33 protein-coding genes are annotated in these 26,196 nt (G+C 34.9%); 29 read left to right on the top strand and 4 right to left on the bottom strand.

The features are described 5' to 3' along the window. The first annotated feature begins 47 nt into the window (after nucleotides 1-47). The 3 genes from EJF36_RS10650 (at nucleotide 48) to EJF36_RS10640 (ending at nucleotide 2,285) form a co-directional block, all read left to right on the top strand. A complete protein-coding gene (locus EJF36_RS10650) occupies nucleotides 48-746 on the top strand; it encodes an anthrax toxin lethal factor-related metalloendopeptidase (protein WP_125906306.1) in 699 nt (232 codons plus the stop codon). A 13-nt stretch (nucleotides 747-759) separates the two neighbouring features. Continuing rightward, the gene (locus tag EJF36_RS10645) at nucleotides 760-1,722 is read left to right on the top strand and encodes a thymidylate synthase (protein WP_125906305.1); all 963 of its coding nucleotides are present in this window, start codon (nucleotides 760-762) and stop codon (nucleotides 1,720-1,722) included. A gap of 65 nt (nucleotides 1,723-1,787) precedes the next feature. Beyond that, on the top strand, nucleotides 1,788-2,285 hold the full coding sequence (locus EJF36_RS10640) for a dihydrofolate reductase (RefSeq protein WP_125906304.1): 498 nt from the start codon (nucleotides 1,788-1,790) through the stop codon (nucleotides 2,283-2,285). A gap of 73 nt (nucleotides 2,286-2,358) precedes the next feature. Here the strand turns inward: EJF36_RS10640 and trhA are convergent, their stop codons facing one another. After that, nucleotides 2,359-2,997 (bottom strand): PAQR family membrane homeostasis protein TrhA, encoded by a 639-nt coding sequence (trhA, locus tag EJF36_RS10635; RefSeq protein WP_125906303.1) that lies wholly within the window; start codon nucleotides 2,995-2,997, stop codon nucleotides 2,359-2,361. Nucleotides 2,998-3,146: 149 nt separating this feature from the next. Between trhA and EJF36_RS10630 the strand changes: the two genes are divergently transcribed. The 21 genes from EJF36_RS10630 (at nucleotide 3,147) to EJF36_RS21500 (ending at nucleotide 21,881) form a co-directional block, all read left to right on the top strand. Then, nucleotides 3,147-4,634: an FAD-dependent oxidoreductase gene (locus EJF36_RS10630; RefSeq protein WP_125906302.1), complete on the top strand. Its 1,488-nt coding sequence runs from the start codon at nucleotides 3,147-3,149 to the stop codon at nucleotides 4,632-4,634. Nucleotides 4,635-4,893: 259 nt separating this feature from the next. Then, nucleotides 4,894-6,162, top strand: coding sequence for a threonine ammonia-lyase IlvA (ilvA, locus tag EJF36_RS10625; protein WP_125906301.1), 1,269 nt, complete (start codon nucleotides 4,894-4,896; stop codon nucleotides 6,160-6,162). A 156-nt stretch (nucleotides 6,163-6,318) separates the two neighbouring features. Continuing rightward, nucleotides 6,319-6,513, top strand: coding sequence for a twin-arginine translocase TatA/TatE family subunit (locus tag EJF36_RS10620; protein ID WP_125906300.1), 195 nt, complete (start codon nucleotides 6,319-6,321; stop codon nucleotides 6,511-6,513). 333 nt (nucleotides 6,514-6,846) lie between these two features. Continuing rightward, on the top strand, nucleotides 6,847-7,908 hold the full coding sequence (locus tag EJF36_RS10615) for a hydrogenase small subunit (protein ID WP_125906299.1): 1,062 nt from the start codon (nucleotides 6,847-6,849) through the stop codon (nucleotides 7,906-7,908). A gap of 31 nt (nucleotides 7,909-7,939) precedes the next feature. Next, on the top strand, nucleotides 7,940-9,661 hold the full coding sequence (locus EJF36_RS10610) for a nickel-dependent hydrogenase large subunit (protein ID WP_125906298.1): 1,722 nt from the start codon (nucleotides 7,940-7,942) through the stop codon (nucleotides 9,659-9,661). An 85-nt stretch (nucleotides 9,662-9,746) separates the two neighbouring features. Next, nucleotides 9,747-10,535, top strand: a complete 789-nt coding sequence (cybH, locus tag EJF36_RS10605) for a Ni/Fe-hydrogenase, b-type cytochrome subunit (RefSeq protein WP_125906297.1) — start codon at nucleotides 9,747-9,749, stop codon at nucleotides 10,533-10,535. Further along, nucleotides 10,510-10,998 (top strand): HyaD/HybD family hydrogenase maturation endopeptidase, encoded by a 489-nt coding sequence (locus EJF36_RS10600; protein ID WP_125906296.1) that lies wholly within the window; start codon nucleotides 10,510-10,512, stop codon nucleotides 10,996-10,998. The genes cybH and EJF36_RS10600 overlap by 26 nt, the downstream gene beginning before the upstream one ends. 2 nt (nucleotides 10,999-11,000) lie before the next feature. After that, nucleotides 11,001-11,411 (top strand): hypothetical protein, encoded by a 411-nt coding sequence (locus EJF36_RS10595; protein WP_125906295.1) that lies wholly within the window; start codon nucleotides 11,001-11,003, stop codon nucleotides 11,409-11,411. 89 nt (nucleotides 11,412-11,500) lie between these two features. Beyond that, a complete protein-coding gene (locus tag EJF36_RS10590; RefSeq protein WP_125906294.1) occupies nucleotides 11,501-11,854 on the top strand; it encodes a hydrogenase maturation nickel metallochaperone HypA/HybF in 354 nt (117 codons plus the stop codon). 2 nt (nucleotides 11,855-11,856) lie between these two features. After that, nucleotides 11,857-12,522, top strand: a complete 666-nt coding sequence (gene hypB, locus EJF36_RS10585) for a hydrogenase nickel incorporation protein HypB (protein ID WP_125906293.1) — start codon at nucleotides 11,857-11,859, stop codon at nucleotides 12,520-12,522. Beyond that, nucleotides 12,501-14,789 (top strand): carbamoyltransferase HypF, encoded by a 2,289-nt coding sequence (gene hypF / locus EJF36_RS10580; RefSeq protein WP_125906292.1) that lies wholly within the window; start codon nucleotides 12,501-12,503, stop codon nucleotides 14,787-14,789. The genes hypB and hypF overlap by 22 nt, the downstream gene beginning before the upstream one ends. Beyond that, nucleotides 14,780-15,004, top strand: coding sequence for a HypC/HybG/HupF family hydrogenase formation chaperone (locus EJF36_RS10575; protein ID WP_125906291.1), 225 nt, complete (start codon nucleotides 14,780-14,782; stop codon nucleotides 15,002-15,004). Before hypF ends, EJF36_RS10575 begins: the two co-directional genes overlap by 10 nt. Beyond that, the gene (gene hypD, locus EJF36_RS10570; RefSeq protein ID WP_125906290.1) at nucleotides 14,988-16,097 is read left to right on the top strand and encodes a hydrogenase formation protein HypD; all 1,110 of its coding nucleotides are present in this window, start codon (nucleotides 14,988-14,990) and stop codon (nucleotides 16,095-16,097) included. Before EJF36_RS10575 ends, hypD begins: the two co-directional genes overlap by 17 nt. A 2-nt stretch (nucleotides 16,098-16,099) precedes the next feature. After that, nucleotides 16,100-17,107: a hydrogenase expression/formation protein HypE gene (hypE, locus tag EJF36_RS10565; RefSeq protein WP_125906289.1), complete on the top strand. Its 1,008-nt coding sequence runs from the start codon at nucleotides 16,100-16,102 to the stop codon at nucleotides 17,105-17,107. A 98-nt stretch (nucleotides 17,108-17,205) separates the two neighbouring features. Then, entirely contained in the window at nucleotides 17,206-17,457 is a 252-nt protein-coding gene (locus EJF36_RS10560; RefSeq protein WP_125906288.1) for a DUF2535 family protein, read from the top strand. A gap of 248 nt (nucleotides 17,458-17,705) precedes the next feature. After that, nucleotides 17,706-18,548: a DegV family protein gene (locus EJF36_RS10555; RefSeq protein WP_125906287.1), complete on the top strand. Its 843-nt coding sequence runs from the start codon at nucleotides 17,706-17,708 to the stop codon at nucleotides 18,546-18,548. 86 nt (nucleotides 18,549-18,634) lie between these two features. Next, complete coding sequence (locus EJF36_RS10550; protein ID WP_125906286.1) at nucleotides 18,635-19,219, top strand: SCO family protein; 585 nt, start codon at nucleotides 18,635-18,637, stop codon at nucleotides 19,217-19,219. Nucleotides 19,220-19,253: 34 nt separating this feature from the next. Next, entirely contained in the window at nucleotides 19,254-20,075 is an 822-nt protein-coding gene (locus EJF36_RS10545; RefSeq protein WP_185806879.1) for a GDSL-type esterase/lipase family protein, read from the top strand. After that, nucleotides 20,068-20,652 carry a YpmS family protein gene (locus tag EJF36_RS10540; RefSeq protein WP_125906284.1) on the top strand — a complete coding sequence of 195 codons (585 nt, stop codon included), beginning with the start codon at nucleotides 20,068-20,070 and terminating at the stop codon, nucleotides 20,650-20,652. The genes EJF36_RS10545 and EJF36_RS10540 overlap by 8 nt, the downstream gene beginning before the upstream one ends. A gap of 354 nt (nucleotides 20,653-21,006) precedes the next feature. Beyond that, the gene (locus EJF36_RS21505) at nucleotides 21,007-21,411 is read left to right on the top strand and encodes a hypothetical protein (RefSeq protein ID WP_185806878.1); all 405 of its coding nucleotides are present in this window, start codon (nucleotides 21,007-21,009) and stop codon (nucleotides 21,409-21,411) included. A gap of 332 nt (nucleotides 21,412-21,743) precedes the next feature. After that, on the top strand, nucleotides 21,744-21,881 hold the full coding sequence (locus tag EJF36_RS21500; protein WP_185806877.1) for a hypothetical protein: 138 nt from the start codon (nucleotides 21,744-21,746) through the stop codon (nucleotides 21,879-21,881). A gap of 65 nt (nucleotides 21,882-21,946) precedes the next feature. Here the strand turns inward: EJF36_RS21500 and EJF36_RS10530 are convergent, their stop codons facing one another. Further along, complete coding sequence (locus tag EJF36_RS10530; RefSeq protein WP_125906283.1) at nucleotides 21,947-22,075, bottom strand: YjcZ family sporulation protein; 129 nt, start codon at nucleotides 22,073-22,075, stop codon at nucleotides 21,947-21,949. Nucleotides 22,076-22,200: 125 nt separating this feature from the next. Here EJF36_RS10530 and EJF36_RS10525 point away from each other — a divergent pair, with 125 nt between their 5' ends. From EJF36_RS10525 to EJF36_RS10510, 4 genes are all read left to right on the top strand, one after another. Next, a complete protein-coding gene (locus EJF36_RS10525; protein ID WP_125906282.1) occupies nucleotides 22,201-22,689 on the top strand; it encodes a metallophosphoesterase family protein in 489 nt (162 codons plus the stop codon). A gap of 110 nt (nucleotides 22,690-22,799) precedes the next feature. Next, nucleotides 22,800-22,991: a hypothetical protein gene (locus EJF36_RS10520; RefSeq protein ID WP_125906281.1), complete on the top strand. Its 192-nt coding sequence runs from the start codon at nucleotides 22,800-22,802 to the stop codon at nucleotides 22,989-22,991. A gap of 75 nt (nucleotides 22,992-23,066) precedes the next feature. Continuing rightward, complete coding sequence (locus tag EJF36_RS10515) at nucleotides 23,067-23,285, top strand: YozE family protein (protein ID WP_125906280.1); 219 nt, start codon at nucleotides 23,067-23,069, stop codon at nucleotides 23,283-23,285. Between the two features lie 329 nt (nucleotides 23,286-23,614). Further along, nucleotides 23,615-24,310 (top strand): hypothetical protein, encoded by a 696-nt coding sequence (locus tag EJF36_RS10510; RefSeq protein ID WP_125906279.1) that lies wholly within the window; start codon nucleotides 23,615-23,617, stop codon nucleotides 24,308-24,310. Here EJF36_RS10510 and EJF36_RS10505 read toward each other — a convergent pair. Beyond that, the gene (locus tag EJF36_RS10505) at nucleotides 24,292-24,495 is read right to left on the bottom strand and encodes a hypothetical protein (RefSeq protein WP_125906278.1); all 204 of its coding nucleotides are present in this window, start codon (nucleotides 24,493-24,495) and stop codon (nucleotides 24,292-24,294) included. The two genes, EJF36_RS10510 and EJF36_RS10505, sit on opposite strands and share 19 nt — an antisense overlap. A 122-nt stretch (nucleotides 24,496-24,617) precedes the next feature. Here EJF36_RS10505 and EJF36_RS10500 point away from each other — a divergent pair, with 122 nt between their 5' ends. Next, the gene (locus EJF36_RS10500) at nucleotides 24,618-24,800 is read left to right on the top strand and encodes a YozD family protein (RefSeq protein ID WP_125906277.1); all 183 of its coding nucleotides are present in this window, start codon (nucleotides 24,618-24,620) and stop codon (nucleotides 24,798-24,800) included. A gap of 102 nt (nucleotides 24,801-24,902) precedes the next feature. On the opposite strand, the gene EJF36_RS10495 is transcribed toward EJF36_RS10500, so the two are convergent. Continuing rightward, complete coding sequence (locus EJF36_RS10495) at nucleotides 24,903-26,006, bottom strand: DUF2515 family protein (protein WP_125906276.1); 1,104 nt, start codon at nucleotides 26,004-26,006, stop codon at nucleotides 24,903-24,905. Nucleotides 26,007-26,196: the final 190 nt, after the last annotated feature.

Below are 26,196 nucleotides of genomic sequence, written 5' to 3'. Positions count from 1 at the left end.
TTTAACATCTCCTTACTGATAAACTACTACTTTTTAGGGGGGATATATTGAACCGACTAATCACTATGATATGTATGATTATTGTGGTGGTACCACTATCAAGTGCAGCTTCTTTACCTCCTGGTATCCCACTATTTAAATACAATTCAATACAAACAGACGATCCATATTTGAAACAGATTATCTTATTACCGTATCATTCATTTGATGAACTTGAGGCTCATAATATGATACATCGTATAAGTAAGATTGATAGTTCTATTTTACAAGAAACTATGAATAATGGTGTGAAGTTGACACTTTTTACAGGAAAATTAACAGAGCAACGTGGATTAGATCATCTAAAAGGGAAGAGGCCTGAAGGCTATAGCAGACATGATGTTACATGGGATTATGTTCCAGGCATGGGTGGTGGGAAGATTGCTTATGCGAAGATTGGGGCATCTGACTATGGAAATGGGCATAGTTCTATTAATCTAGAACTTCATGAACTTGCACATTCCATAGATAAACAAGTTTATTCTTCTATTCATAACTCACCAAACTTTCTAGAAATATGGAAGAAAGAAGCTCCAGTTTTATTCCCAAATCAACCTTATTTAATTAATTATCCTGAAGAATATTTTGCTGAAGCTTTTGCTCTTTATCATTTTAATACCCAAACTAATGAATATCTAAAAAAACACGCACACAAAACATATCTATTTATGCTAGAATTAAAAAATGTGTCTGATAGTAGAGAGTGAGGAGTGGAATACTTTGCAGCATGCTGATAATATTTATTTTCAATTGTGTCAACATATTCTTGAAAACGGGATAAAAAAAGAAGACCGGACAGGTACAGGTACATTATCTGTGTTTGGCTACCAAATGCGATTTAATTTACAACAAGGGTTTCCGTTGTTAACTACTAAAAAAATTCCATTTCGTTTGATAGTAAGTGAATTATTGTGGTTTTTACGGGGTGACACGAATATTCGCTACTTACTTCAACACAATAACAATATTTGGAATGAATGGGCTTTTAAAAATTGGGTAGAAAGCGATGAATACAGAGGGCCGGATATGACAAATTTTGGAAATCGCAGTCTTACTGATTTAGAATTTAATGAATTATATAAAACTGAGATGGAAGCTTTTAAAACACGTATTTTATCAGATGATACATTCGCAAATAAATACGGAGAGCTTGGAAATGTTTACGGTAAACAATGGAGGGCATGGGAGACGGTATACGGTGAAACGATAGACCAAATTAACGATGTCATAAGTACAATAAAAACAAATCCAGACTCACGTCGCTTAGTCGTAACAGCTTGGCGTCCAGAAGATACAACTCCTAACCGTGCTGCTTTACCACCTTGTCATACTTTATTTCAATTTTATGTGCTAGATGGTAAGCTAAGCTGTCAATTGTATCAGCGTTCGATGGATGTATTTCTTGGTTGCCCATTTAATATTGCTTCCTATGCTCTTTTAACACATCTTATTGCAAAAGAGTGTAACTTAGAAGTAGGAGAGTTTATACACACAGCAGGAGATGCTCATATTTATTTAAATCATTTAGAACAAGTAAAAACACAATTATCTAGAACACCAAAACAATTACCAAATCTTGTTTTAAACGGGGATAAGATTTCTATTTTCGACTATGATGTTGAGGATATAATAATTGAAAATTATGAGCCTCATTCAACAATTAAAGCGCCAGTAGCTGTTTAAACTATAATTAAAACTAGCTCATGAATAAGGGGCTAGTTTTTACAATAAAGGTAGGTGTTCGAAAAATGATTTCTTTTATTTTCGCAATGGACAAAACACGTTTAATTGGTAAAAATAATGGTCTTCCATGGCATTTACCAGCAGATTTAAAATACTTTAAAAATACAACTTTAGGTCATCCTATTATTATGGGGCGTAAAACGTATCAATCAATAGGTAAAGCGTTGCCTAGAAGAGAGAACATTATCATTACAACTGACCGAGGATTTGCTGCAGATAGTTGTACCGTTTTTCATTCACCTGAAGAAGCTATGAGGTATGCAATAACTTTAAATAAAGAAGTTTTTGTCATAGGAGGCACACAAATTTTCAAAGAGTTTTTCTCATATGCTGATAAGCTTTACATCACTTTAATTGATGACGTGTTTGATGGAGATACATATTTTCCACCTATTTCTGAAGATGAGTGGAAGCTAATTTCAAAAGAAAAAGGATTAAAAGATGAGAATAATCCTTATGATTATTATTTCCTTACTTATGTTAGAAAAAATTTAAATAAATAAGAAGGTTATCCAATAACAAAAGGACCATTCAATTAGAAAATGAATGGTCCTTTTTGTTATTAAAGTCATCTTTTTATACAGGTGTTGGTAAAACATAGAACAATATGGCAAAAAACATAGCTGCGCTTCCGGCTAATACAAACAAGTGCCAAATAGCGTGGCCGAAAGGAATTTTCCGTACAACATAAAAAACAGAGCCAACGGTATACAATAAGCCACCAACTAGTAAAAACATAAATCCAGAAACACCAATTCCAGCTATAAGTGGTTTAATCCCAATTATAATTAACCAGCCCATTACAACATATAAAACAGTGGATAGTATTTTAAATCTTTTTACAAAGAAGATTTTAAATATTACCCCAGCAATAGTTAGTCCCCAAACAACCCCAAACAACGACCAGCCAAGAGCACCTCGCATTGTTATTAATAAGAATGGAGTATAAGTACCTGCAATCAGAAAGTATATAGCAGAATGATCTAATATCTCGAAGATATTTTTGACTTTTCCAGGCGGAAAACTGTGGAGTAATGTTGAACAAGTATACAATAAAAGCATACTCGCGCCAAAAATAGAAAAACTGACAATGTGCCAAGTGGATCCATATTTACTTGCAAAAATAACTAAGATTATTAAAGCAGGTATACTTAATAAAACGCCAATACCATGGGTAATAGCATTTGCAATTTCCTCTTTTAAAGAGAATTCCATATAGTCACCTCATTTAATACGTTGATCAATTATAAATAACGTATTTATTAATCGTACCCTTTTTATTATATTGTCGCAACATTAAGAAGCACACAAAAAATAGAAATTATTGTGAAATGGCATGTATGATGAGAAAAGGGGGGATTTAAATGAGAAAAGATGTACTAGTGATTGGGGGAGGAATTGGTGGTTTAACAGCTGGAGCACTCCTAGCTAATGACGGCTTCAAAGTTACCGTATTAGAAGCTTCCAATGAATGGGGAGGCTGTGCAGGTAAATTTGAACGTAAACCTTATCTTTTTCCTGTAGGTGCGACGTTAGGGATGGGATTTGAAGAAGGTGGCATTCATAATAAAATACTTAATAAATTACAGTTACATTCAAAGGTATATCCTTTAGAAACAATTATGAAAATAAAGAGTAACCGTCCGACTATCCACTACTTTCGTGACAGGAATGCTTTTATTAAAGAAATGGAAAGTCATTTTACTAAGCATAAAAAAGAAGTTAAGAGCTTTTTTTATGAGGTATGGAAAGTTGGGGCATCGGTTCGAGCATTATATGATAAGCTCCCAATATTACCACCAATGGTCGCAAGGGAATGGACTAACTTAATCGGTTTAACCTCTGTAAAGTCGATTCGATTACTTTCATATATAAACAGAACAATGAAGGATTTATTAAAAAAGCATAATCTTGACCAAGTACCATCATTTGTTAAATTCATTGATGGTGTAATTATTGATTCTATGCAAACAAATAGCTCTAATTGTTCTGCAATCATGGGCTGCTTAGCGTTAGATATTTACCATGTAGGTGCTTTTTACGTAGAGGGTGGATTATACAAAGTTGCTGAAAGCTTGCAACAAAGCATTTTACAAAACGGTGGACAAACGTTATTAAGGAAAAAAGCAGTTGCCATTTGTAAGCGAGATTCGCTCTGGATTGTCACCGATCAGAAAGGAAATGTTTATGAAGCACAACATGTAGTTTGTAATCTTACGGTTACCTCACTGATTACCATATTAGAAGAAGATTTAGTTCGTAAATTACCACACGCTTATCATAAGAAATCAAAAAATATGCAATGGGGCGCATTCACATTGTATGCTGCTATTAAAGAAGAACATGTTAAGGATAAAGATACGTTATTTTATCAAGTAATAGCTAGCGATAATCATGCGATGACCGAAGGGAATCACATATTTGTATCCATATCACATAAAGATGATCGGTATCGCGCTCCAGAAGGGTATCGTACACTAACAGTTAGTACTCATACAAACATTGATGACTGGCAAGGCAAGCTGCAGTATGAACAAAAAAAACAAAAACTAGAAAATATGATGATACATTCCTTATCAACGATTTTCTCGGACTTAGATTCCTCATCACCGGAAAAGCTCATATCAGGTGGACCACGTGCCTGGGAACGTTTTACCCAGCGTCCTCATGGAGCAGTTGGCGGATTCCCACAAACGAAAGATAACTCATTATTTAACAGTTTATCTCATCGAACTAGCTTAAAGGGATTATGGCTATGTGGAGATAATGTATTCCCAGGAGCAGGTACCATTGGTGTATCAATTAGCGGATATCATTGCTATAAATCAATAATAGATGAGAAAGATAGCTAGCTTGATTGATTAGTTTAAAAATTTAGAAAATTGTATGTTAATCATCATTAAACCGTGCTATAATATCACAATTAAGAAAAAGACTTACATTTTCGGTATCTGGATCTTTTAGTTTAACACTGAGTTTAAAATATAATTGTTGTTTTCACTTACAAGAAACGATTAAAAAACCTACTTAGCCAATTATTGCTTATTTAGGTCCTTATAATCGGTATTATACTTATAAGTAAAAATAAATGAGCGGAAAGGACGGTTTATGATGATTGACGCGAAAACTAATTACAATGGCATTCAACTCGAAGATATTATGGTTGCAAGTCAACAACTTAAAGATGTTGTGCTTCATACACCTCTTCAGAAGAATGATATTTTATCTGAAAGATACAATTGCAATGTGTTCTTAAAAAGAGAGGACCTCCAAGTGGTACGCTCTTTTAAGTTGCGAGGAGCATATAATCGTATTAAGAGTTTATCCGAAGAGGAAAAAACTAACGGTATTGTTTGTGCTAGTGCAGGAAACCATGCCCAAGGAGTAGCGTTCTCATGCAGATTTCTAGGAATAAACGGAAAGATCTTTATGCCAACAACTACGCCTCGGCAAAAAGTAACACAAGTCGAGATGTTTGGCCGGAATTATATTGAAATTATCCTTGTAGGTGACACTTTTGATGATTCATTTGAACAAGCTATTACTTGCGCTAATGAGGAGGAGCGAGCGTTTATTCATCCTTTTGATGACCCTTACGTAATTGCTGGTCAGGGTACGGTAGCTCTAGAGATTTTACATGATAGCGATAATCAGATTGACTATTTATTTTCTGCTGTTGGTGGGGGTGGTTTATTGTCGGGAGTGAGTACATATGTGAAAAGTGTATCACCAACGACTAATGTGATCGGTGTTGAGCCAATGGGTGCACCTTCTATGAAACAATCGATTGAAAAAGGTGAAGTAATAGCGTTAGATTCGATTAATAAATTTGTTGATGGAGCAGCAGTAAAAAGAGTTGGATATAATACGTACGAGATTTGCAAAAGATATGTTGATGATATTGTGCTAGTACCAGAAGGGAAAGTGTGTACTACGATTCTAGATCTTTACAATGAGAATGCGATAGTTGCTGAGCCGGCGGGTGCTTTGTCAATCGCTGCATTAGATTTTTATCGTGAAAAGATACGTGGTAAAAATGTGGTTTGTATCGTTAGCGGGGGTAATAATGATATTGGTCGAATGCAGGAAATTAAAGAAAGATCGATGTTATATGAAGGATTACAATATTACTTTATCGTCAACTTTCCTCAGCGTGCTGGCGCATTACGCGAGTTTCTAGATGAAGTATTAGGTCCAGATGATGATATAACAAGGTTTGAATACACCAAAAAAAATAATAAGGAAAATGGCCCTGCCTTAGTTGGTATTGAATTGAAAAAGAAAGGTGATTATGCACCATTGTTAACTAGAATGGAGAAAAAAGGGTTTCCCTTTACAGAAGTTAATAAAGATAATATGCTTTTCTCTTTATTAATATAAATTTGTCTAATAAGAAAATAGAGAAAAAAGGTACATTTATGTGTCAAACTATTGAAATTTAAATTTACTATTACAAAAGTCAGCTAAAAAATACTATAATGGAATTAGTAATATAAATGTCTTTACAGTAGTTTGCAGCAAAAAAGGAGGATGGTTATGTTATCTAACATAGGGGTTCCAGGTTTAATATTAATTTTATTAATCGCACTTGTTATCTTCGGACCAAAGAAATTACCCGAGATTGGTCGTGCATTCGGTCAAACACTTCGTGAATTTAAAAATTCCACAAAAGATTTAACAAACGATGTGATGGAAGAAATCGAAGATACAAAGAAAAAAGTGAAAGAATAATGAATTAAATGTGAAATAGACCACTCTTGGATATCATATCCAAGAGTGTTTTGTTTTTCAGGTGTTGTAAGCTAGAAGTATGAGTGAGAAATGTCACTGAAAAATTTAGAAAAATATTACATAATTTGCATAACCCTATACGGTATACAATATCACAAAAAAGTTTGTGAATTTCTTAATAAGACAGTTTTGTGAAACATTTTTAAAAATTTAGATTATGAGCTTATAATGTGGTATTTTGAAAGCGATAACATAATTTTTCTTGAATCGGAAAAGTAACATCCTTGTTAAAAAATTCACAAACTTAATTTGATGACGAGGGAGAGAAGTAACATGAGGAAAACAATATTGGAAACGGCACTAGAACGTGGTGTTTCTCGTCGTGACTTTTTGAAAATGTGTACAGCACTTGCAGCCACAATGGGTCTTGATTTTAGCCAAACTAACAATGTTGTCCGTGCAATGGAAACGAATATTCGCGTTCCTGTTATTTGGCTACAATTTCAAGATTGTACAGGATGTTCTGAATCTTTCATACGTTCATCACATCCAAAAACAGAAAGTGTATTACTAGATATGATCTCGCTTGAGTACACAGAGGTGCTTTCTGCTGCATCAGGTCATCAAGTAGAAGAGGCGAGACTGCATACTATTAATAATTATCCTGGTGAATATATTGTTGCTGTTGAGGGGAGTTTACCTGCACACGCTGAATATTTAACTATCGGTGGGAAATCTAGTATAGATATTTTAAAAGAAACCGTTAAAAATGCAAAAGCTGTTATCACATACGGAAGTTGTTCTACTTGGGGAGGGATTCCGGCAGCAAAGCCTAACCCAACCGGTGCAAAGCCTGTTAAAGATTTTGTAGGAAATGTACCAATAATAGCAGTACCTGGATGCCCTCCCATAGCAGAAGTTATGACAGGGGTTATTGCTCATCTCATTACTTTCGGTGTCATACCAGAATTAGACCATTTAGGAAGGCCTAAAGCATTCTACCGCCATCGTATACATGATAAATGTAATCGTCGTGCGTACTTTGATGCAGGTTTATTCGCAGAGAATTTCGATGATGAAGGGAGTAAACAAGGATATTGCTTATACAAACTGGGCTGTAAAGGTCCCACAACATACAGTTCATGTGCTGAAATGCGTTGGAATGGAGGCGTTAGTTATCCCATTCAGTCGGGTAATCCATGTATTGGTTGCACTGAAGATGGTTTCTGGGATAATGGTCCTTTCTTCGTGAAAAGATCGAAAATACCTGGAACACAAACAACAATAAACCCAGAAACAGTTGGTGTGGCCGCAGCAGCTGCGACTGTTGCAGGTATAGCGGTCCATGCGACGGCTACTGTTGTTAAAAATAACAAAGATAACAAAGAAGATTAAAGATAACAAAGAAGATTAATGAGGTGATTATATGGCAGAACGTATAGTTGTAGACCCAATAACTAGGATAGAAGGCCATCTTCGTGTAGAAGCAGAAGTTGATAGTAATGGTACGATTAAAGATGCATTTAGCTCTGGCACTGCTGTGCGTGGTATTGAGTTAATTGTTAAAGACCGTGATCCTCGTGATGTTTGGGCATTTGTGCAACGTATTTGTGGTGTGTGTACATCCGTGCATGCACTTGCATCAATTCGCTCAGTGGAGGATGCTCTAGGAATAAAAATCCCTAAAAACGCGCACTTAATTCGTGAAATTATGAATGCTGCCTTATTTATTCACGATCATGTTGTTCATTTTTACCATTTACACGCACTTGATTGGGTAGATGTTGTAAGTGCATTAAGTGCTGATCCAATGGAAACTAGTAAAATGGCACAATCAATATCTGATTGGCCAAAATCATCGCCTGGATATTTTAAAGATGTCCAAAATAAAGTAAAAAAAGTAGTGGAAAGCGGGCAATTAGGTATTTTTGCAAATGGTTATTGGGGACATAAAGCCTATAAACTTCCTCCTGAAGTTAATCTCTTAGCTGTTGCACATTATCTTGAAGCGTTAGATTGGCAAAAAGAGATTGTAAAAATTCAAACGATTTTCGGAGGTAAAAATCCTCATCCTCACTACGTTGTGGGAGGAATGGCTACTCCGCTGGACATAAACAGTGATAATGGCATACACGCAGAACGATTAATGCATGTATCTCAATTAATCAATGAAGCTATGGAATTTGTAAATCAGGTTTATATTCCTGATTTAATGGCAATAGGTTCGTTTTATAAAGATTGGACGTATGGTGGTGGATTAGATAACTATCTAGTTTACGGTGATTTCGCAACAAACAATATTTATGATCCTAAGTCATATAGATTCCCACGAGGCGTTATTTTAAATGGCAATTTTAACGAGGTTTTAGAAGTTGATCCAAAAGATCCTTCACAAGTTCAAGAGTTTGTTGATTATTCGTGGTATACGTATGAAGGGGCTCCAGGTGGTGTTGGAAAACACCCATGGGAAGGGGAAACGACCTTAAAATACACAGGACCAAAAGCACCTTATAACCACCTTGACACAGCGGATAAATATAGTTGGCTTAAATCACCAAGGTGGAAAGAACATCCAATGGAAACGGGACCACTTGCTCGCTTGCTTGTTGGTTACTCATTAGGTAGAACCGAATATAAAGATCTCGTTGATGATACACTTAAGAAATTAGATTTACCAATTACAGCATTAAAATCTGCTCTTGGACGTACAGTTGCTCGTGGATTAGAATCAGTATTAGTATCGCAATGGATGCGAGATGACATGAATACATTACTTGATAACATTAAGAACGGCAATAGTGTAACCTTTGATAGAACAATGTGGGAGCCAGAGAGTTGGCCCAAACAAGCTAAAGGTGTTGGCTGGATGGAAGCTCCTCGTGGCTCACTTGGACATTGGATAGAAATAGAGAATGGTAAAACAAAAAACTATCAAGCAGTTGTTCCAACTACTTGGAATGCATCACCACGTGATCATAAAAACCAAATTGGAGCATACGAAGCAGCGTTGATTGGCACAAAAATGATTGATCCGGAACAACCATTAGAAATTTTACGTATTATTCACTCATTTGATCCTTGTTTAGCTTGTGCTGTTCACTTAACAGATTTAGAAAACAACAAACTAACAGATATAAGAATCGGCTAATCAAAGAACTGGAAAATTTTTTGACCGTTAATAAGCGATAAAGCTTAATAATTTTTATGCTTATTTTTATAAGGAGGGGAAATTTATGTCAACCCCAAATCCACAGCCGCATCATAAAAGTAGAATCGAGGTCATAACGAACAAGCATCGTTTGCCGAAAGTCCATCATGTAACAGAAGAAGTCGTTAAGGTATACGTTTGGGAACTACCAGTTCGTGTATTTCATTGGATAAATGCAGCATGTATTGTAATTCTTATGCTAACAGGCATTTATATCGCTAATCCATTTTTTGGATCTACCATCCAAGAAGAAGCTTATTATTCATTCGTTATGGGATGGGCAAGGTATATTCATTTCTTTACAGCCTTTTTGTTCACTTTAAACCTATTAGTCCGTTGGTATTGGGTGGCAGTAGGTAATCAATATGCCACTAGTAATCCTTTAAAAAAAGGGTTCTGGAAAGAAACGTGGGAAACATTAAAATTTTATTTGTTTTTGAAAAATGAAAAACCCCATTACGTCGGACATAATCCATTAGCGCAACTAAGCTATTGGATATTTATAGGAATAGGGTCTTTAATTATTATGTTTACGGGCTATTATTTACTATTTGAACCACAATTAGAATCTTGGTTAGGAAAGCTCTTTATTTGGGTGCCATATTTATTTGGTGGAGATAGTTTTACAATTCGCTCGTGGCACCATTTAGTTGCCTGGGGCTTTATGATTTTCATGATTATTCATATATATATGGCTTGGCGTGAAGATTACTTGCAACGAAACGGAACAATGTCATCCATTATCACAGGATACAAAACAGAACCTAAGGAATCAGTTGGTGACAATTATGACGAAATTACAAAGAAAAAATAAACCCGTTATTACTATAATTGGTATAGGTAACACTCTTTATCAAGATGAAGGTATCGGGGTTCATGCATTACCGTATTTAGAAGATTTAGTTACAACATATGAAAATATTGAAGTAATTGATGGTCAGACGGATTCCATGCGATTATTAGGTCCTGTAGAAGATGCTGAGTATTTAATTATTATTGATGCTATAAATGCAGGAAAAAAACCTGGTGAATTGATAGAGCTTCGCGGCGATCAAATACCGACTTATTTTGGAGTGAAAATGTCTATACACCAGATAGGTTTTATGGAAGTGTTATCAGCAGCTAAATTAAGAGAAAGATATCCAAAACACATCATAATGTTTGGAATGCAGCCTGCCTCTTTAGAATTAGGTGTGGAACTGTCAGAAATAGGAAAAGAACAATTGCCGGGATTGGTTGAAAAGGTTATGAACCAAGTAAATGAATGGAGGTCTTAAAGGTGAATCGTCTTCAGTTTTTCTCCGAAATGAGAAAAGGATTTACAGATTCACTCATAGCCATCGGTGCCCCATTTATTAATGATGAGATCAAAAAAATTGATAGAGCACTTGAAGTAGCAAGTGGCCGCAATTGGTATCCTTTAAAGCAGATTGACTTAACAACTTTGGAATATGAACTTAGGTTAGTTGGAAAACAACCGACTATTTTATATAAGAAAGACAATTCTTTACAAGCTATTCATGGGTGTTGCTCTGAATGTGGTAATCTACTACACATATCATCTGCAGAATCATGCATACGGTGTTTTACTTGTGATAGGTATTATTCATTTTTAACATATGACGGTAACCTACCTATTTTAGATTTGAATGTACAAATGAACAATGAAAAGTGGTTTATTGCATTATAATATTTAGTTGCTGGTTCAGATATGCCCTGGAATAAAAGGGAGTTTGAACCTGTTCTTTTTTCATTTTTTATAACATAAGGATGATAATTATGCACGAAATTGCATTAATGGGAGACATATTAAACCTGATAGAGGAAGATTCTGAAAATAGAGGAGTAAAAGAAATACAAACTGTCGAGCTGATAGTTGGCGATTTAAGCAATGCATTACCAGATGCATTACAAATGGCTTTTGATATTTTTAAAGCACAAAAGATTACAAGATTAACAGAGTCTGCCGAATTAATAATATGTCGGGAAAAAGCATTAGCAGCTTGTACTATATGCGGTTTAGAATATGTACCGACACACAAACTTACAGAATGCCCAACTTGTAAAATACCAAGTGGACGTTTACTACAAGGCGAAACATTTCAAGTTAGAGCATATGAAGGGAGTTCTTGAAAATGAAAGTAACATTGCAAACAGATGTCTTAACGAATAATAATCGTGCTGCCTCTTATAATAGAGAGCTATTTGAAAAAACCAAAACATTAGTTGTGAATGTAATGAGTTCACCAGGTGCTGGTAAAACTACGTTACTAGAAGAAACGTTAATAGCCTTAGCTGGTAAATACAGAATAGGTGTTATTGAAGGGGACCTTGCTACACAAAAGGATGCAGACCGAATTCGTGCTTTAGGCGCACATGCTATTCAAATAAATACCCACGGTGGCTGTCATTTAGATGCACGTATGGTGGCAGCGGTATTACCTGAGTTTGATTTTGATGAAACAGATATTTTGTTTATTGAAAATGTCGGTAATCTTGTTTGTCCATCTGGCTATGATTTAGGTCAGTCACATAAGGTTGCAGTTCTTAGCGTTCCGGAAGGTAATGATAAAATATCAAAATATCCAACGATGTTTATGAGAACGGAGCTTGTACTATTAAATAAAATTGACTTATTACCTTATCTTGATTTTGATGTAAACATGGCAATTGAAGATTTAAAAGGTATTAATGCAGACTCAAAGTTAATTAAAGTATCAGCAAGAAGTAAGGAAGGATTAGATGAATGGTTTTCATGGATAGAAGGTGCTTATAAAGCATGCGTATCGCAAGAAAGATAATTATAAAAGGACGGGTTCAAGGGGTAGGATTCCGTCCTTTTATATTCCAAATCGCACATGAATTTAATATTGTAGGCACTGTTCAAAACAATATGGATGGGGTTAACATTCACGCTGAGGCAGAAAGCAATAACATGCTAACCTTTATTCAGTCTATTAAAAATAAATCGCCGAGGTTATCAAGAATAGATAATATCTCATACTTTGAAACGGATTTATTTGGCTATAATTCTTTTAATATAATTGATAGTGAAAGATCAGGTGCGTCTTCATTAGTTATTCCTATTGACTCCGCTGTATGTGATGAGTGTTTATCAGAGATGTTTGATCCAACTGACAATCGTTACATGTATCCTTTTATAAATTGCACGCAATGTGGACCGAGATACACTATTATTTCAGAGTTACCATATGATAGGCCCTATACTTCTATGGCAGCCTTTGAATTATGTGATAATTGTCGAAATGAATATGAAAATCCATATGATAGACGTCATCATGCTCAACCTATTGCTTGTTCTACCTGTGGACCTACACTTAAGCTGCTTAATGTAAATACCGAAACAGTTATTGAAGAAGGTGACGTATTACAGAACGTTATAGAAAAGCTAAAAGAAGGAGCCGTTGTAGCTATTAAAGGATTAGGTGGCTATCATCTTGCTTGTGATGCAACAAATGAACAGGCGGTACAACTTTTACGTCAAAGAAAAAATAGACCGAATCGCCCTTTAGCAATTATGGCTAAACATATAAAAGCAGTTAAGGAGATTGTTGTATTAACTGAGAAAGAGAATAAAATTTTAAAGAGTCCAGAAAGTCCCATTGTTGTTATGAAAAAAGAAAATCCATCACTACTAGCCGATTCGATTGCACCTCATATGTCAACATTAGGAGTAATGCTACCATATACTCCACTACATCATCTGTTATTTCATAATAGTGGTATACAGTATCTAGTCATGACAAGTGCTAATCCATCAGGTTTACCCATTTTATATAAGGATGCGGAGGCATTAAGATATTTGGCTAATATTGCTGATTATATATTAACGCATGACCGTCCGATTTTACATCCAGTTGATGATAGTGTTGTTCAAATACAAGAAGAAAACCCTCACTTTTTTCGAAGAGCAAGGGGATATGTACCAGATCCAATAATAACCTCTTCTGATGTTCATCGAATTGTAGCATTAGGATCTCAACAAAAAAATACATTTGCATTTGGAAGACATGAACAAATTTTCATCGGTCCTCACATAGGTGAACTTTCTAACGTAGAGGTTGTCGACCATTTTCTCCAAGAATATGAGCATTTAAAAACTTGGATGGGGATTATGCCTACACTCGCTGTCGTGGATAGCCACCCACATTATGAGACATGGTATATTGCTAGAGAACTTAATTTACCTACTATCTCAGTGCAACATCATCATGCCCATATGGTATCTTGTATGGAAGACAATAATCTAAAAGATAAGAGCTATGGCATTATCCTTGATGGAACAGGATATGGCGATGATGGGTGTATTTGGGGATTTGAAGTATTATTAGGAGATGCATCTGAATATACGCGCTTAGCACATCTAAAATACACACCTTTACCTAGCGGTGAGCAAGCAATTAAAGAGCCTTGGCGAAATGCTGTTGGAATGTTAATTAGTTTGCTTCCTGATGGCGCTTCTCTGGCAGAATCTGTTTTTCCAACTAAAAAGCAACAAATACAAGTGTTGAAAAATATGATTGATAAGAAATTACAAACACCTTATGCGGGGACATGCGGAAGATTATTTGATGCTATTAGTGCTATATTACAATTATGTGAGAAGGCAACGTACGATGGTGAGCCTGCAATTAGACTTGCAGAAATAGTTGATGACTCTAGGGTATATTCAGCCTATCCTTTTGAAATTGAGACAGAAGAGCAAAGTCTCGTAATAAATTTTGCAAATGCTTTAAAGCACATAGTGCACGACTCCTTAAAAGGACGTAACTGCGCAGAAATCGCTGGTGATTTTCATGAGACAATTGTTGTTGCAATAGTAGAAGTTTTGAAACAAATGTACAAGAAGGTAGCTGATTGTAACAACGTCGTACTTTCAGGAGGCAGTTTTCATAACAACTATTTAACAAAGCGACTAAAATATGAATTAACTAAACTTGGATATAAAGTTTTTGAACATCAAAAAGTGCCATGTAATGATGGGGGTTTATCATTAGGACAGTTGATTATTGCTGCTAATCAAAGGAGGAAAGATGCATGTGTGTAGGTGTTCCAGCAAAAGTATTAGAAAAGCATGAGTATTCGGCAGTTGTTGATGTCATGGGCTCAACTATGACTGTTGGTATTATATTTGTACCAGAAGCAGAAATTGGTGACTATGTTATTGTCCACGCTGGTCAAGCGATGTCTATTGTAGATGAAGAGTATGCCCTTGTTAGTCTTGAGGAATGGAGGAAACTCGTAGATGCTAGAGATTCTTAATCAATTTCATGATGCTAAGCTAGGCAAACAGCTTGTTACAAAAGTTCATGATATAGCGGATGCATTTCATGACAAATTCGGAAGACGCCCTGCCTATATGGAGGTCTGCGGCTCACATACAATGGCATTCGCAAGGACTGGCGTCAAGAAAATCATGCAAGGTAAAGTAGATTTAATTTCAGGGCCAGGCTGTCCAGTATGTGTAACTGATCAAAAATCAATAGACGCAATGTTAGAGTTAGCCAATACGGATAATAGAATTTTGTGTACGTTTGGTGATATGATACGCGTACCAGGATCAAATGGAACATTACTTCAAGCTAGAACAGAAGGTAAAGATATTCGCATAGTATATTCTCCAACTGATGCTGTTAAAATTGCTGAAGAAAATCCAACTAAAGAAGTTATTTTCTTAGGCATCGGTTTTGAAACAACTATTCCAATTTTAGCTGTCGCTCTTCAAGAAGCACACAATCGACAATTGAAAAACTTCTCAATGTGGGTTACTACTAAACTCGTTGAACCAATACTTCGTTATTTATTAGATTCTGGTGAAGCGCGTGTTGATGGTTTTATTTTACCGGGTCATGTATCAATTGTATTGGGAGAAGAAGGGTATCGATATTTAACGGAAGAGTATCATGTACCCGGAGTTATAAGTGGGTTCGAACCCATTGAGCTATTAAGTGGCATATATAAGTTGACAGAGCTAGCTCTAAATGATGAAGCTGGTATTATAAATAATTATAAGAGAGTGGTCACTCCAACTGGAAATAAACATACCCAAGCAATTATAGAAGAATTTTTTGAGCCTAGTGATGAGGCATGGCGGGGCATTGGGTTGATCAATAACAGTGGTATGGATATTCGTGAAAAATATGCTCACTTAAACGCTAAAAACAGGTTTTCTATAGAGGTTGCAGAGCCAAGGAAAACAAAATGCCGATGTGGTGAAATTATTAGAGGTCTTGTTGGACCAGAGGATTGTCCTTTATTCGGTAAAGCATGTACACCTGCTAATCCTATTGGACCATGTATGGTTTCGTCTGAAGGAAGCTGTTCAGCTCATTATCATTATATGAGGGAGGCATAGGAATGAAAGAACAACGCATTAGTTTAGCACATGGTGATGGTGGAGACCTTGCTCATAAGCTTATTCTAGACATTTTCGTGAGTCAATTTGGAAATAAAGCTGAAGCGACAATGGATAGTGCTCTACTAGAGTTGCCTGTTCAAAACATTGCTTTTACTACAGATAGCTTTGTAGTGAAACCAATATTTTTCCCGGGAGGTAACATAGGAAAGCTAGCTGTAGCTGGAACCGTCAATGATCTTGCAGTTGCTGGTGCAAAGCCTATATTTATGTCAACCGCCTTTATCATTGAAGAAGGATTTCTTGTCTCGGACCTAAAAACGATTGTTAAATCAATGGCTGAGGAAGCGGGAAAAGTTGGGATTAAGATTGTTGCGGGTGATACAAAAGTTGTTGAGCGGGGAAGTGCAGATGGTGTGTTTATAAATACAACTGGGTTAGGTGTTATCCAACCTCCAGGGCAATTAAATCCACTAAAGATAAAAAAAGATGATGTAGTCATCGTTAGTGGTCCCATCGGTGATCATGGTATTGCAATTTTGACCGCACGTGGGGAGTTAGGAATACAATCCACGGTCAAAAGTGACTGCGCGTCCTTAAGTAACATGATTAATAAAATTATGGATAATTGTCAGGAGTTACGAATTATGCGTGATCCAACTAGAGGAGGTCTCGCAACAACTCTTGTTGAAATTTGTGAGGACTTTAATGTTACCATTCAATTAGAAGAGGAACGCATACCAATTCGCGACACAGTTCATGGTGCATGTGATATATTAGGATTTGATCCTTTATATCTTGCTAATGAAGGAAAAGTTATTATCATTTGTTCAAGTGAAGAGGAAGAAAAAGTCCTTTCATATTTAAAGCAACATAGTGAAGGTGAAGAAGCTGTTGCAATTGGAAAAGTTCAATCGAATGATAGAGGGCAGCTTTTATTACAAACGCCACTGGGAACTACTAGAAGGCTACATCGCCTATCAGGGATGATGTTACCACGTATATGTTAAGATTAAATTTTTTTTGTAAACGTTACACAATTCAACACAAATCACGGTGAGTTTCATGCTATAATATAATCAAACGGGCGAAAAAGAGGATTGATACTTTGCTATTCAAAAGCCTAGAGTTCAAATGTGAAAATGGACAGAAGGTAAAAGTAATCGAGATTCCAGTGTTTGATGAGAGAAGTTCGTACAAATTCATGGTTGACATACGCTTACAATCATTTTTAGCTAAAGTAAACTATGAAACTAAACCAAAGAAGGTGTATTCATTCAGAGAATACTTAAAGAAAAACCTTAAATGGCGCGACTATGAGCGAATATATTCGACAAAACAGTTGAAAAACAATGCGTAACGACTAATACCTATATTTATATTTTTGAAAAAAGGATGTATGAGGTCATATATCCTTTTTTTATATTTCATAAATTCTCTTGTTGATAAATTCATAGAACGATTCTTAAATTGTGTCTTTCTTCACATGTCTTTCTTCACATGATAATATTGATTTATAATTATTAATAAACATATATGTAAATGTACTTACTAGAAATGCAATAGTAGTACAAGCATAAAACATTTTGGATGTGAGGAGTGTTGTATATGACAAAAATCAAAATTATTACAGATTCTTCTAGTGACCTAACTCAAGAGGAAATTGAAAAGTACGATATTGAAGTCATACCTATGAATGTATTAATTGGAGAGGATTCTTATATAGATAAAGTTACGATAACACCTAAAGAATTTATAGAAAAAATGCGACTATCAGAAGAGTTACCTAAAACCTCTCAACCGTCTGTGGGTCAATTTAGACAAGTATTTGAAAAATGGAGAAGAAATGGATTTGATATAATTTCAATTCACATTTCGAGTGGATTAAGCGGTACAGCACAAGCCGCACAAACGGCTGCAAACATGATGGCCGATACAAATATTAAAGTAGTTGATTCATTGTTTATTTCACGCGCTTTAGCTTATCAAGTCATCGAGGCTGCTAACTATGTTAAACAAGGTAAATCTATTGATGAAATTCTTGCACACATACACAATGTTCGTCAAAATAGTCATTTGTATATAAATGTTGAAACTCTTGAAAATTTAGTGAAGGGTGGGCGAATTGGAAGAGGACGAGCTTTAATAGGTTCGTTATTAAAAATAAAACCTATAGCAACATTAACTGATGGGGTGTATACACCCGTCGCAAAAGCACGAAGCCATAATAAAATCATTCAATATTACACTAACCAAGTATTGTCTTATGTTAAGACGAAACAGGTAAAGGAGATTGGAATTGCACATGCAGATGCGTTGCATTTAGCTAATAAAATAAAAAGTAGAATTCTAGAATATCTCGATGTAAATATTGTTATTATAGAAACAACTCCGATAATAGCAACGCATACAGGTGCTGGTGCAATTGGTTTTATGTTCTACACTGACTAACTAGCTAAATATTATTTTATTTTTTTTTGAAAGCAAATATTTGTTATAATTAATCTAAATATATCTGAAGAATCTAGGTGAACAAGATGACGAAACTAATTAAATCCTTCATACTATTACTCTCATTTGTGTTAATTTTAGTAGCTTGTGGAGCAAAAGATATACCAAATCGTAAAAATTGGGCTGTAGAAAGTTTTTCATATACCGACCAGAATGAAAACACTGTGACATTAGAGCAGTTAAAAGGAGAAGTGTGGATTGCAGATTTCGTATTTACAAACTGCATTGATGTTTGTCCACCAATGACAAGAAATATGAAAAAGGTACAGGATCGACTTAAAGAGGAAAATTTAGATGTGAAAATTGTTTCTTTTACTGTTGACCCTGAATTTGATACACCACAAGTATTAGCAAATTATGCTGAAACATACAAAGCAGACCAATCTTCATGGTATTTCTTAACTGGATACACGCAAAAACATATTGAACAATTCGCCTTAAAGAGCTTTAAAGCGTTAGTAAGTAAACCCGCTGACAGTGATCTTGTAATTCATGGTACTGATTTTTATCTAATTGATAAGACAGGAACAATTGCTCAATATTACAGCGGTTTAAACGATATACCTGTTGAAACGATTATTGAACACGCAAAAATATTGGTTAGAGAATAATATAGAAGAAAAGGCTCATAAGGTAGGTGATAGCTTGAGAAGACTATTCATCCTAGTAGTTGTTTTAATAACTACAGGTATTATAACGGCATGTGTACCAATTAATTTGAGTAATTCTTCGGTATTTTTAGCTTTTGAAACTTCGAAAAGAATATCACAACCGAGTATTAAAGCCCAAGTAGATGAAGAGTTTTTTGCCAAAGATATTGTATTGACAGGAATAGGTGATTCATTAACAGAAGGTTTAGGTGATGAAAGAAAAAGGTTTGGTTACCTTGGTGATTTAGCTGATGAATTAATACAGGAACAGCTCATTTCATCTGTATCCATTCATAACCTTGGGATTCGAGGTTATACATCTTATGATGTTTTACAGGAATTGAAGTCCACTGATGTTCAAGAAACTTTGAAAATGAGTGATATCATTGTAATGACTGTTGGTGGAAACGATTTAATTAAAATTGCAACAGGACATTTTCTGCAATTATCTGTTGATATGTTTTCAAAAGAACAAGTTGCTTTTAATTATCGATTGCATGAGATATTCACTTCAATTCGACAAATTAACGCAGATGCACAAATTATATTTATAGGAGTATACAACCCTTTCGCTAGTTGGATTCGCTCAAATGATGTTGACACTATTATAAGCAAATGGAATGATGCGAGTAAACAGACCGTGCTAAATTTTTCAAACACAAAATTCATTCCAATTTCCGATATATTTTCAGATGAAGCGTTGCTATACAAAGATTTATTTCACCCCAATACTGAGGGCTATAAATTAATTGCTGAACGAGTATACAAAAATATTCAGGATAAGCCGGTAGATACGGAGACAGCTCTATATGAATAAGTGGAAAATCGCGTTTTGGATAATTGTAACTTTAAATATAACTGTGCTTGTAGGTGTATGTTATTTGCTTCTTAGTGAGTCATCACCCGAAGAACCATACAATACAACTCAAGTAGAGCTGGAAACTAACCTTGATAATGTGCAGCTTTTTGTAGATACAAGCACAACAAGTGCAGAAAATGTGATTAATGAATATATTACAGACAAAATGAAGGATAATCCTATTAAATATAGAGTAATATTTAATAGCTCGTCCATCGAAATTGCTGGTATAGTCCCAGTTCTGGATACACATATTCCATTTACTTTGGCTTTCACCCCTAAAATAGATGAAAATGGGACATTATTACTATCATATAAATCTGTGCGATTAGGCAAATTCAAGCTTCCTGTTACAACTGTATTTACTTATATGAATGATTACTATAGACTTCCTGAGTGGGTTATTGTACAACCTGACGAAAAGCAAATACAGATAGTCTTTCAGGATATTAAAATTGCTGGTCATTCATATAAAGTGCAATTAACTGAATTTGATTTACTCAATGACTCAATAGTATTTGCTCTAAATAGATAATACAAAAATCAGGCTATGAATTAATAGTCTGTTTTTATTTTACTTTATTAGAAAAATTTTAAACTATATGTCTTGCTCAATTACTGGGGAATTTAAGAATAACCTTTTTATATCCCAAAGATAAATTAGCACATAGTGATTTGGAAAGGTCTCACGACCGCCACTATTTCCCACTGGAGTCTCGTGCATTCCGCTACAATCAAAATCATACAAAAAAATAACATCACCTTTAACACAGCCTAATGAATATAACTGATTGTTTTTTATATAGGCGAACACCCTATATTATAAACGACTGAACATTATGAACTTTTTAATCATATATTATCAGGGAACTAGCTGAGGAGGGGAATTATGCATAAATATAGACGAAACCAACAACTTGATCCACGTTTTGGAGGTGGATTTATTGCACCGCTTGCTGGAGGTGCAATTGGATCTTTCTTAGGTGAAGCTTTTGATGGCATAACAGATGGCGTCCCAGGGTTTGGGCCACAGTATGGACCAGGAATAGGGTATGGTCCAGGGTACGGACCTGGAACAGGCTTTGGTCCAGGAGCAGGGTACGGACCGGGAACAGGCTTTGGTCCAGGAGCAGGGTACGGACCGGGAACAGGCTTTGGTCCAGGAACAGGGTACGGTCCAGGAGCAGGCTTTGGACCAGGAACAGGATACGGACCTGGAGCAGGCTTTGGTCAAGGTTATGGGTATGGCTCAGGCGCAGACTTCAATCCGGGTTTTGGAGTTTTCGAAGAATAAACAATAGAAGCTTTTATTTAAGGTGGGTCACATGACTCCACCTTTTTATATTAACTCTGGTTCTTATACTCAGTAACATACACTTCATAAAGAACAAATCACTTCTGAGCAACTCATTATTAAAAGAATTTTACTGTTAGACGAACTTTATAATAAATTCTATCCATTTTTAAAAAGTTACGAAATTTCACGGAAATTTATAATAGGTTTATCAAGATCACTGTTAGTTTAAGAAAGAGAAAACATATGTAGGTTAAAATTAAGCTACTATGTAAAAAATATAGTTAAATTTTTAACCTGAAAGGCAGTAGATTTTAAAAGGAGATGAGATTATGAAAAAAGATAAATCATATCGACTTAGTTACGAATCAGACAATAAAATGGGGGACTCTAAAGTGACCAAAGAGAGTATCGAGAAGAAAAAGTTGAAAGAAAAAATATTTTTTAATACAAATCAGTGGAGCGAGTAGTGATAAATCATATTAGAAAAAGAAGGTGAAGCCAGAAGTTGACTTCACCTTCTTCCATAAGCTAATTAAATAAATGCTGCACCAACGATGATTAATAGAATAAATAACACTACAATTAGCACAAACGTATTATTTGTTGCAGGGTATGCCGGTTGAGCATAGCCATATCCACAAAAGTCATTATAGCCGTACATATTAATTCCTCCCAGATTTTTAAGATTAATTACAATGTTAGCCTATGTTTGCGTAGGCTATCTTGTTTGTGTAATCGCCCAGTTTATGTTTTAAATTTTATTTATTATGAATTAAGGGGATTTTCATGAGAATTATTGTAGTTGCTGACACGCATATGCCGAAAATGGCTAAATCACTACCTAAGGAGTTAATCGACGATTTAAAAGCATGTGATTTAATCTTACATTGTGGGGACTGGCAAACAATTGATGTTTATCATCTTTTTAAACAGTACGGACCTGTTGAGGGAGTACATGGAAATGTGGATGATGAACAGTTAACAAAACATCTACCTTTAAAACAAGTTATCTCTGTTGGTGGATTTCGTATCGGTATTAAACATGGGCACGGATCCTCATCTACAACTGAAAAAAGAGTACTCAAAGCGTTCCAATCAGATGAACTTGATATCATATTATTTGGCCACTCTCACATACCAGTCTGTAAATATGTGAACAATATGCTATTAATAAACCCCGGTTCTCCCACAAATAAACGTAAGCAACCTCAGTTCTCCCATGCAATTTTAAGAATAGATAAAAGTATAAGATGTTTTCATCGCTTTTATAATTAATTCGCTGTAACATAAAATCCATACATATGTCACAAAAACACGAAAGCTATTTGCTATAATATAGGGTGGTGGGTACATAAATAATTTTAATGCTTAGGGAGATGGATAGTATGTACATAGCGTTGTCCATTATGCTTGTAGCAGCGATGTTTACTTTGTTTGCATGCGGCTACTATGTAGGGGTTATTAAAGAAAAATATGGTAAAAATTGGCTTCACGCAGTTCCAATTACGATTGCTATTTTAATGTTTAATATCATATGGGCGCTTTTGGAAATGGCTAAGGACAGTCGATGGCAATAATACTTTAAATTCGTATTTTTCAAAGTGGTTTTTTCATGATATGCTATAGATAAGAATTCATAAAGGATAGATTAGATGAGCAAATCATTTTATCACTATATTTTAAAGCATAGGAATCCTAAGCCAAAGGATCCAATTCAAAAGTTAGCTAATGATATCTTTAATGATATTGGATTTCCAAAGGCTTCAACAGATTATTATGAACTAACAAATTACTTAGAACTAAATGGTTATTACATTGATACAATGGACACTTTTGACCGTGCATGGCAAAACTATGAAGAAGAAGTTTAAAAAACGCCACATTTATGTGGTGTTTTTTTGTTTTCACTTCTTTCCAATTGCCCTTCGAATTCTTGTGCAAAACTAAGTTTATTGCGCACCCTTAAACAATAGAATTCCATCCATACTTGTTACATTAATCCTAAGAACATTATTTTTAATTGCGTAAAGACCCTTCTATGCTTTTGCATGCGAATAAGCAATTGTTGTGAAATGGATTTATCCTTTTATCTGCTCTAAATTATTGAAATACTATATCAAATCAGATTAGTTTGTTTTACCGAATTCACCTGTTCTTGCATATACTATTGTATCCATCTTGCTGACAGGGAGCTGACTATATGAATAAGGAAACCCCGAAATATAAAGTGGGAGACATTGTCGTTGTCACTCAACACGGTACAGTTGGCACGGTTACTGATGTCAAGTGGCTAGATGGGATATATGTGTATGAGGTTAACAACAGTCATGGTTTGTATTTTGAGCATCAAGTAAAATTATTACAAGACTATAATCACAATTATCATTATCTAGAGAATGTAACAATTCCTTTTAAATTCTATCTAGGTGATTTAGTAATGGTGGAAGGATATGAAGAAGATTTATTCACGGTTATTGGAATACGAACGGAAATATGGCGATCTAAAGATGATACGTGGGAAGAAGTTATATTTGAGCTCATTCGGATAACAGATGGAGAATGGCTAGAAGCCACCGAAGATGAATTATCTTTGATCGCTGAACAAAAAAATGAACAAAGCGAGTATTTACAACAAATCACTCTCTTATTTACGGTTCGCAATATAACATCATTGCGAGAGAAGGTGGACAACATGAATGGGTCACGAAAAAGAGAGCAAGAAATATTAAGACAAAAAGCAGAAAGACAAGAGATAATAGATGGATTGCTAGATGTTTATAATGATTATAAATTTTTATATGAGACATTTGGTGGCGACTATTATAAAGACACAATGGGACTAGTTATGGAACATCTGCAAAAGCTAACAAATATGCATTATAATAATAAAAACTGAACCATCACATATAGCATGTAAGGAACAGCTATAAAGAACACTGCTTGTCCCATACGTTTTAGAACCATTTCCATATAATAATCATAAACATCACTATCAATCCAATGCCATAAATTTCTTTGCGACGCCTCCATTGATTGATTCACCCACTGCTTCTTATTTGAGATTTTAGCTTCTAGATTCATAATTTAACCTCCAAAAAAACATCATTTGTATAGAATATTCAAATCTACTAAAAAAATGTCAATTTTTTTAATGTCTACTTTTCTATTTAACACATATATTTTGTTTAAAGGGAGGCGATGCTGTGAAGGAAATTGAGGTAATCATTGATACTGAGGAAATAGCAGAGTTTTTCTATAAGGAGTTAATAAATCGAGGATATGCTCCAGATATGAGTGAAATTGAGGAAATTGCCGATATCACGTTCGAATATTTATTAGAAAAGTGTATTATTGATGAAGAAGTTATAGACGAAGACGAATATTAGATTAAAATAAAAATCGACAAAAAAAAGCAGAGAAATCTGCTTTTTTTGATGTATAGTCTTTCACATTACATTACACTTATTGATGCGCTCAATTAACGACCGTTAATCATATAATGCGTATTTTAAAAGATCAATTGTCTTTAAAGACAAAATTTTATGAAAATGCTCTGTTGTCCGGTCAAAGTTTTTGGATTTAGTTGTAACAGACAATAGATCAATTACTTCTATATCGCGGAACCAATCGGAATAGCCAGAAAATTTATGTTTCATATTTACCCAAGAACTTGTTAAGGTCGGACTATAAATAAGATTACTTTCCGATTTGTTAACTGTAAATATCTTTTTCCAATAATCAGCACGAGATCCAGTATGAGGATGATTATTTGCAAATTCTAATATGCTTTTTCTCACTTTGTTGTTTAGTAGAATACTGTACAACAATTTACCTGTTAAAATTCGATTTTCTACATCTTTAAATTGATGGATAGGTACACCAACCAACTTCACTCGTGCAGAGTGTAAATAAGGAAACAGAACCTCTGTAAATCCGAGCATATCTTGAATAATAAATGAGTAAGATTCGATAACAGGCTTACTAATCTTCGTATTTTTAATTACACGTTTTTCAATGTAATGCTGCTCATTTATAATCATGGCCACCGTAATAAGCTCTTTTCGTTCTCTGTTAATCCAAAATAACTCCCAGGCAGGCATCATAAACCTAGAAACATGAAAAATTGGTAGTAAATGAAATAAAGGTTTATTCAATTGTTTACTTACTTCATATAACAATAGCTGAGGATAAGCATCATGAAAAATATTGGCATTGGCCGTTTCTAAAAAATTAAAAAACGAAGATTTCTTTCCATCCTTTAATAGGTCACCTACTAAATCTCCTTTGAGATCAGTCATTGCCCAACCACCATTGCGTGAGACAAGATGGGCTAATAACGCCCAATGTACTTCAGGGTTTTTTAAGAAATAATTTAAATAAGCCTTCGTTCTAGTGATATTATTTAAGTTATGCAGATTTGTTTCAGTTTTAATTTTGCGAACGATATCGCGTTCTGTTCCAATACTTATGAAAGGGGAGAACGTTGTTTCATGTAGTAGTAGCATTTCCTGCCATTCATTTCTTTCTTCAGTTGTAATAAGTTGTTGACTTTTTTCTCCTGACCATTTGTTTAACAGCTTGTTAATAAGCATATTTATAACGAGTACCACCTCCTAGACACAGGAAATGAAGATATATTATATTTTTATGTTCAACCGTAAGTTTAAGTGATTTTCATGAAACTTTTTAATATACAAAAACGTAAAACGTAATAAGCAGTTTTACAAAAGGAGAGATGTTTATGTTAAAAAAGATTTTAAAATCTATTATCAAGGAAAGCAT

The organism is Bacillus sp. HMF5848, from assembly GCF_003944835.1.
GTDB lineage: Bacteria > Bacillota > Bacilli > Bacillales > HMF5848 > HMF5848.
The sequence above is the reverse complement of the archived record's forward strand: the minus strand, read 5'-3'. Positions and strand labels throughout refer to the sequence as shown.

Coding starts and splice junctions, on each gene's coding strand:
- EJF36_RS10640 (WP_125906304.1), top strand. CDS start 1,788: ATGATTTCTTTTATTTTCGCAATGGACAAAACACGTTTAATTGGTAAA.
- trhA (WP_125906303.1), bottom strand. CDS start 2,997: ATGGAATTCTCTTTAAAAGAGGAAATTGCAAATGCTATTACCCATGGT.
- EJF36_RS10630 (WP_125906302.1), top strand. CDS start 3,147: ATGAGAAAAGATGTACTAGTGATTGGGGGAGGAATTGGTGGTTTAACA.
- ilvA (WP_125906301.1), top strand. CDS start 4,894: ATGATTGACGCGAAAACTAATTACAATGGCATTCAACTCGAAGATATT.
- EJF36_RS10620 (WP_125906300.1), top strand. CDS start 6,319: ATGTTATCTAACATAGGGGTTCCAGGTTTAATATTAATTTTATTAATC.
- EJF36_RS10615 (WP_125906299.1), top strand. CDS start 6,847: ATGAGGAAAACAATATTGGAAACGGCACTAGAACGTGGTGTTTCTCGT.
- EJF36_RS10610 (WP_125906298.1), top strand. CDS start 7,940: ATGGCAGAACGTATAGTTGTAGACCCAATAACTAGGATAGAAGGCCAT.
- cybH (WP_125906297.1), top strand. CDS start 9,747: ATGTCAACCCCAAATCCACAGCCGCATCATAAAAGTAGAATCGAGGTC.
- EJF36_RS10600 (WP_125906296.1), top strand. CDS start 10,510: ATGACGAAATTACAAAGAAAAAATAAACCCGTTATTACTATAATTGGT.
- EJF36_RS10590 (WP_125906294.1), top strand. CDS start 11,501: ATGCACGAAATTGCATTAATGGGAGACATATTAAACCTGATAGAGGAA.
- hypB (WP_125906293.1), top strand. CDS start 11,857: ATGAAAGTAACATTGCAAACAGATGTCTTAACGAATAATAATCGTGCT.
- hypF (WP_125906292.1), top strand. CDS start 12,501: ATGCGTATCGCAAGAAAGATAATTATAAAAGGACGGGTTCAAGGGGTA.
- EJF36_RS10575 (WP_125906291.1), top strand. CDS start 14,780: ATGTGTGTAGGTGTTCCAGCAAAAGTATTAGAAAAGCATGAGTATTCG.
- hypD (WP_125906290.1), top strand. CDS start 14,988: ATGCTAGAGATTCTTAATCAATTTCATGATGCTAAGCTAGGCAAACAG.
- hypE (WP_125906289.1), top strand. CDS start 16,100: ATGAAAGAACAACGCATTAGTTTAGCACATGGTGATGGTGGAGACCTT.
- EJF36_RS10555 (WP_125906287.1), top strand. CDS start 17,706: ATGACAAAAATCAAAATTATTACAGATTCTTCTAGTGACCTAACTCAA.
- EJF36_RS10550 (WP_125906286.1), top strand. CDS start 18,635: ATGACGAAACTAATTAAATCCTTCATACTATTACTCTCATTTGTGTTA.
- EJF36_RS10540 (WP_125906284.1), top strand. CDS start 20,068: ATGAATAAGTGGAAAATCGCGTTTTGGATAATTGTAACTTTAAATATA.
- EJF36_RS21505 (WP_185806878.1), top strand. CDS start 21,007: ATGCATAAATATAGACGAAACCAACAACTTGATCCACGTTTTGGAGGT.
- EJF36_RS21500 (WP_185806877.1), top strand. CDS start 21,744: ATGAAAAAAGATAAATCATATCGACTTAGTTACGAATCAGACAATAAA.
- EJF36_RS10530 (WP_125906283.1), bottom strand. CDS start 22,075: ATGTACGGCTATAATGACTTTTGTGGATATGGCTATGCTCAACCGGCA.
- EJF36_RS10525 (WP_125906282.1), top strand. CDS start 22,201: ATGAGAATTATTGTAGTTGCTGACACGCATATGCCGAAAATGGCTAAA.
- EJF36_RS10520 (WP_125906281.1), top strand. CDS start 22,800: ATGTACATAGCGTTGTCCATTATGCTTGTAGCAGCGATGTTTACTTTG.
- EJF36_RS10515 (WP_125906280.1), top strand. CDS start 23,067: ATGAGCAAATCATTTTATCACTATATTTTAAAGCATAGGAATCCTAAG.
- EJF36_RS10510 (WP_125906279.1), top strand. CDS start 23,615: ATGAATAAGGAAACCCCGAAATATAAAGTGGGAGACATTGTCGTTGTC.
- EJF36_RS10505 (WP_125906278.1), bottom strand. CDS start 24,495: ATGAATCTAGAAGCTAAAATCTCAAATAAGAAGCAGTGGGTGAATCAA.
- EJF36_RS10495 (WP_125906276.1), bottom strand. CDS start 26,006: ATGCTTATTAACAAGCTGTTAAACAAATGGTCAGGAGAAAAAAGTCAA.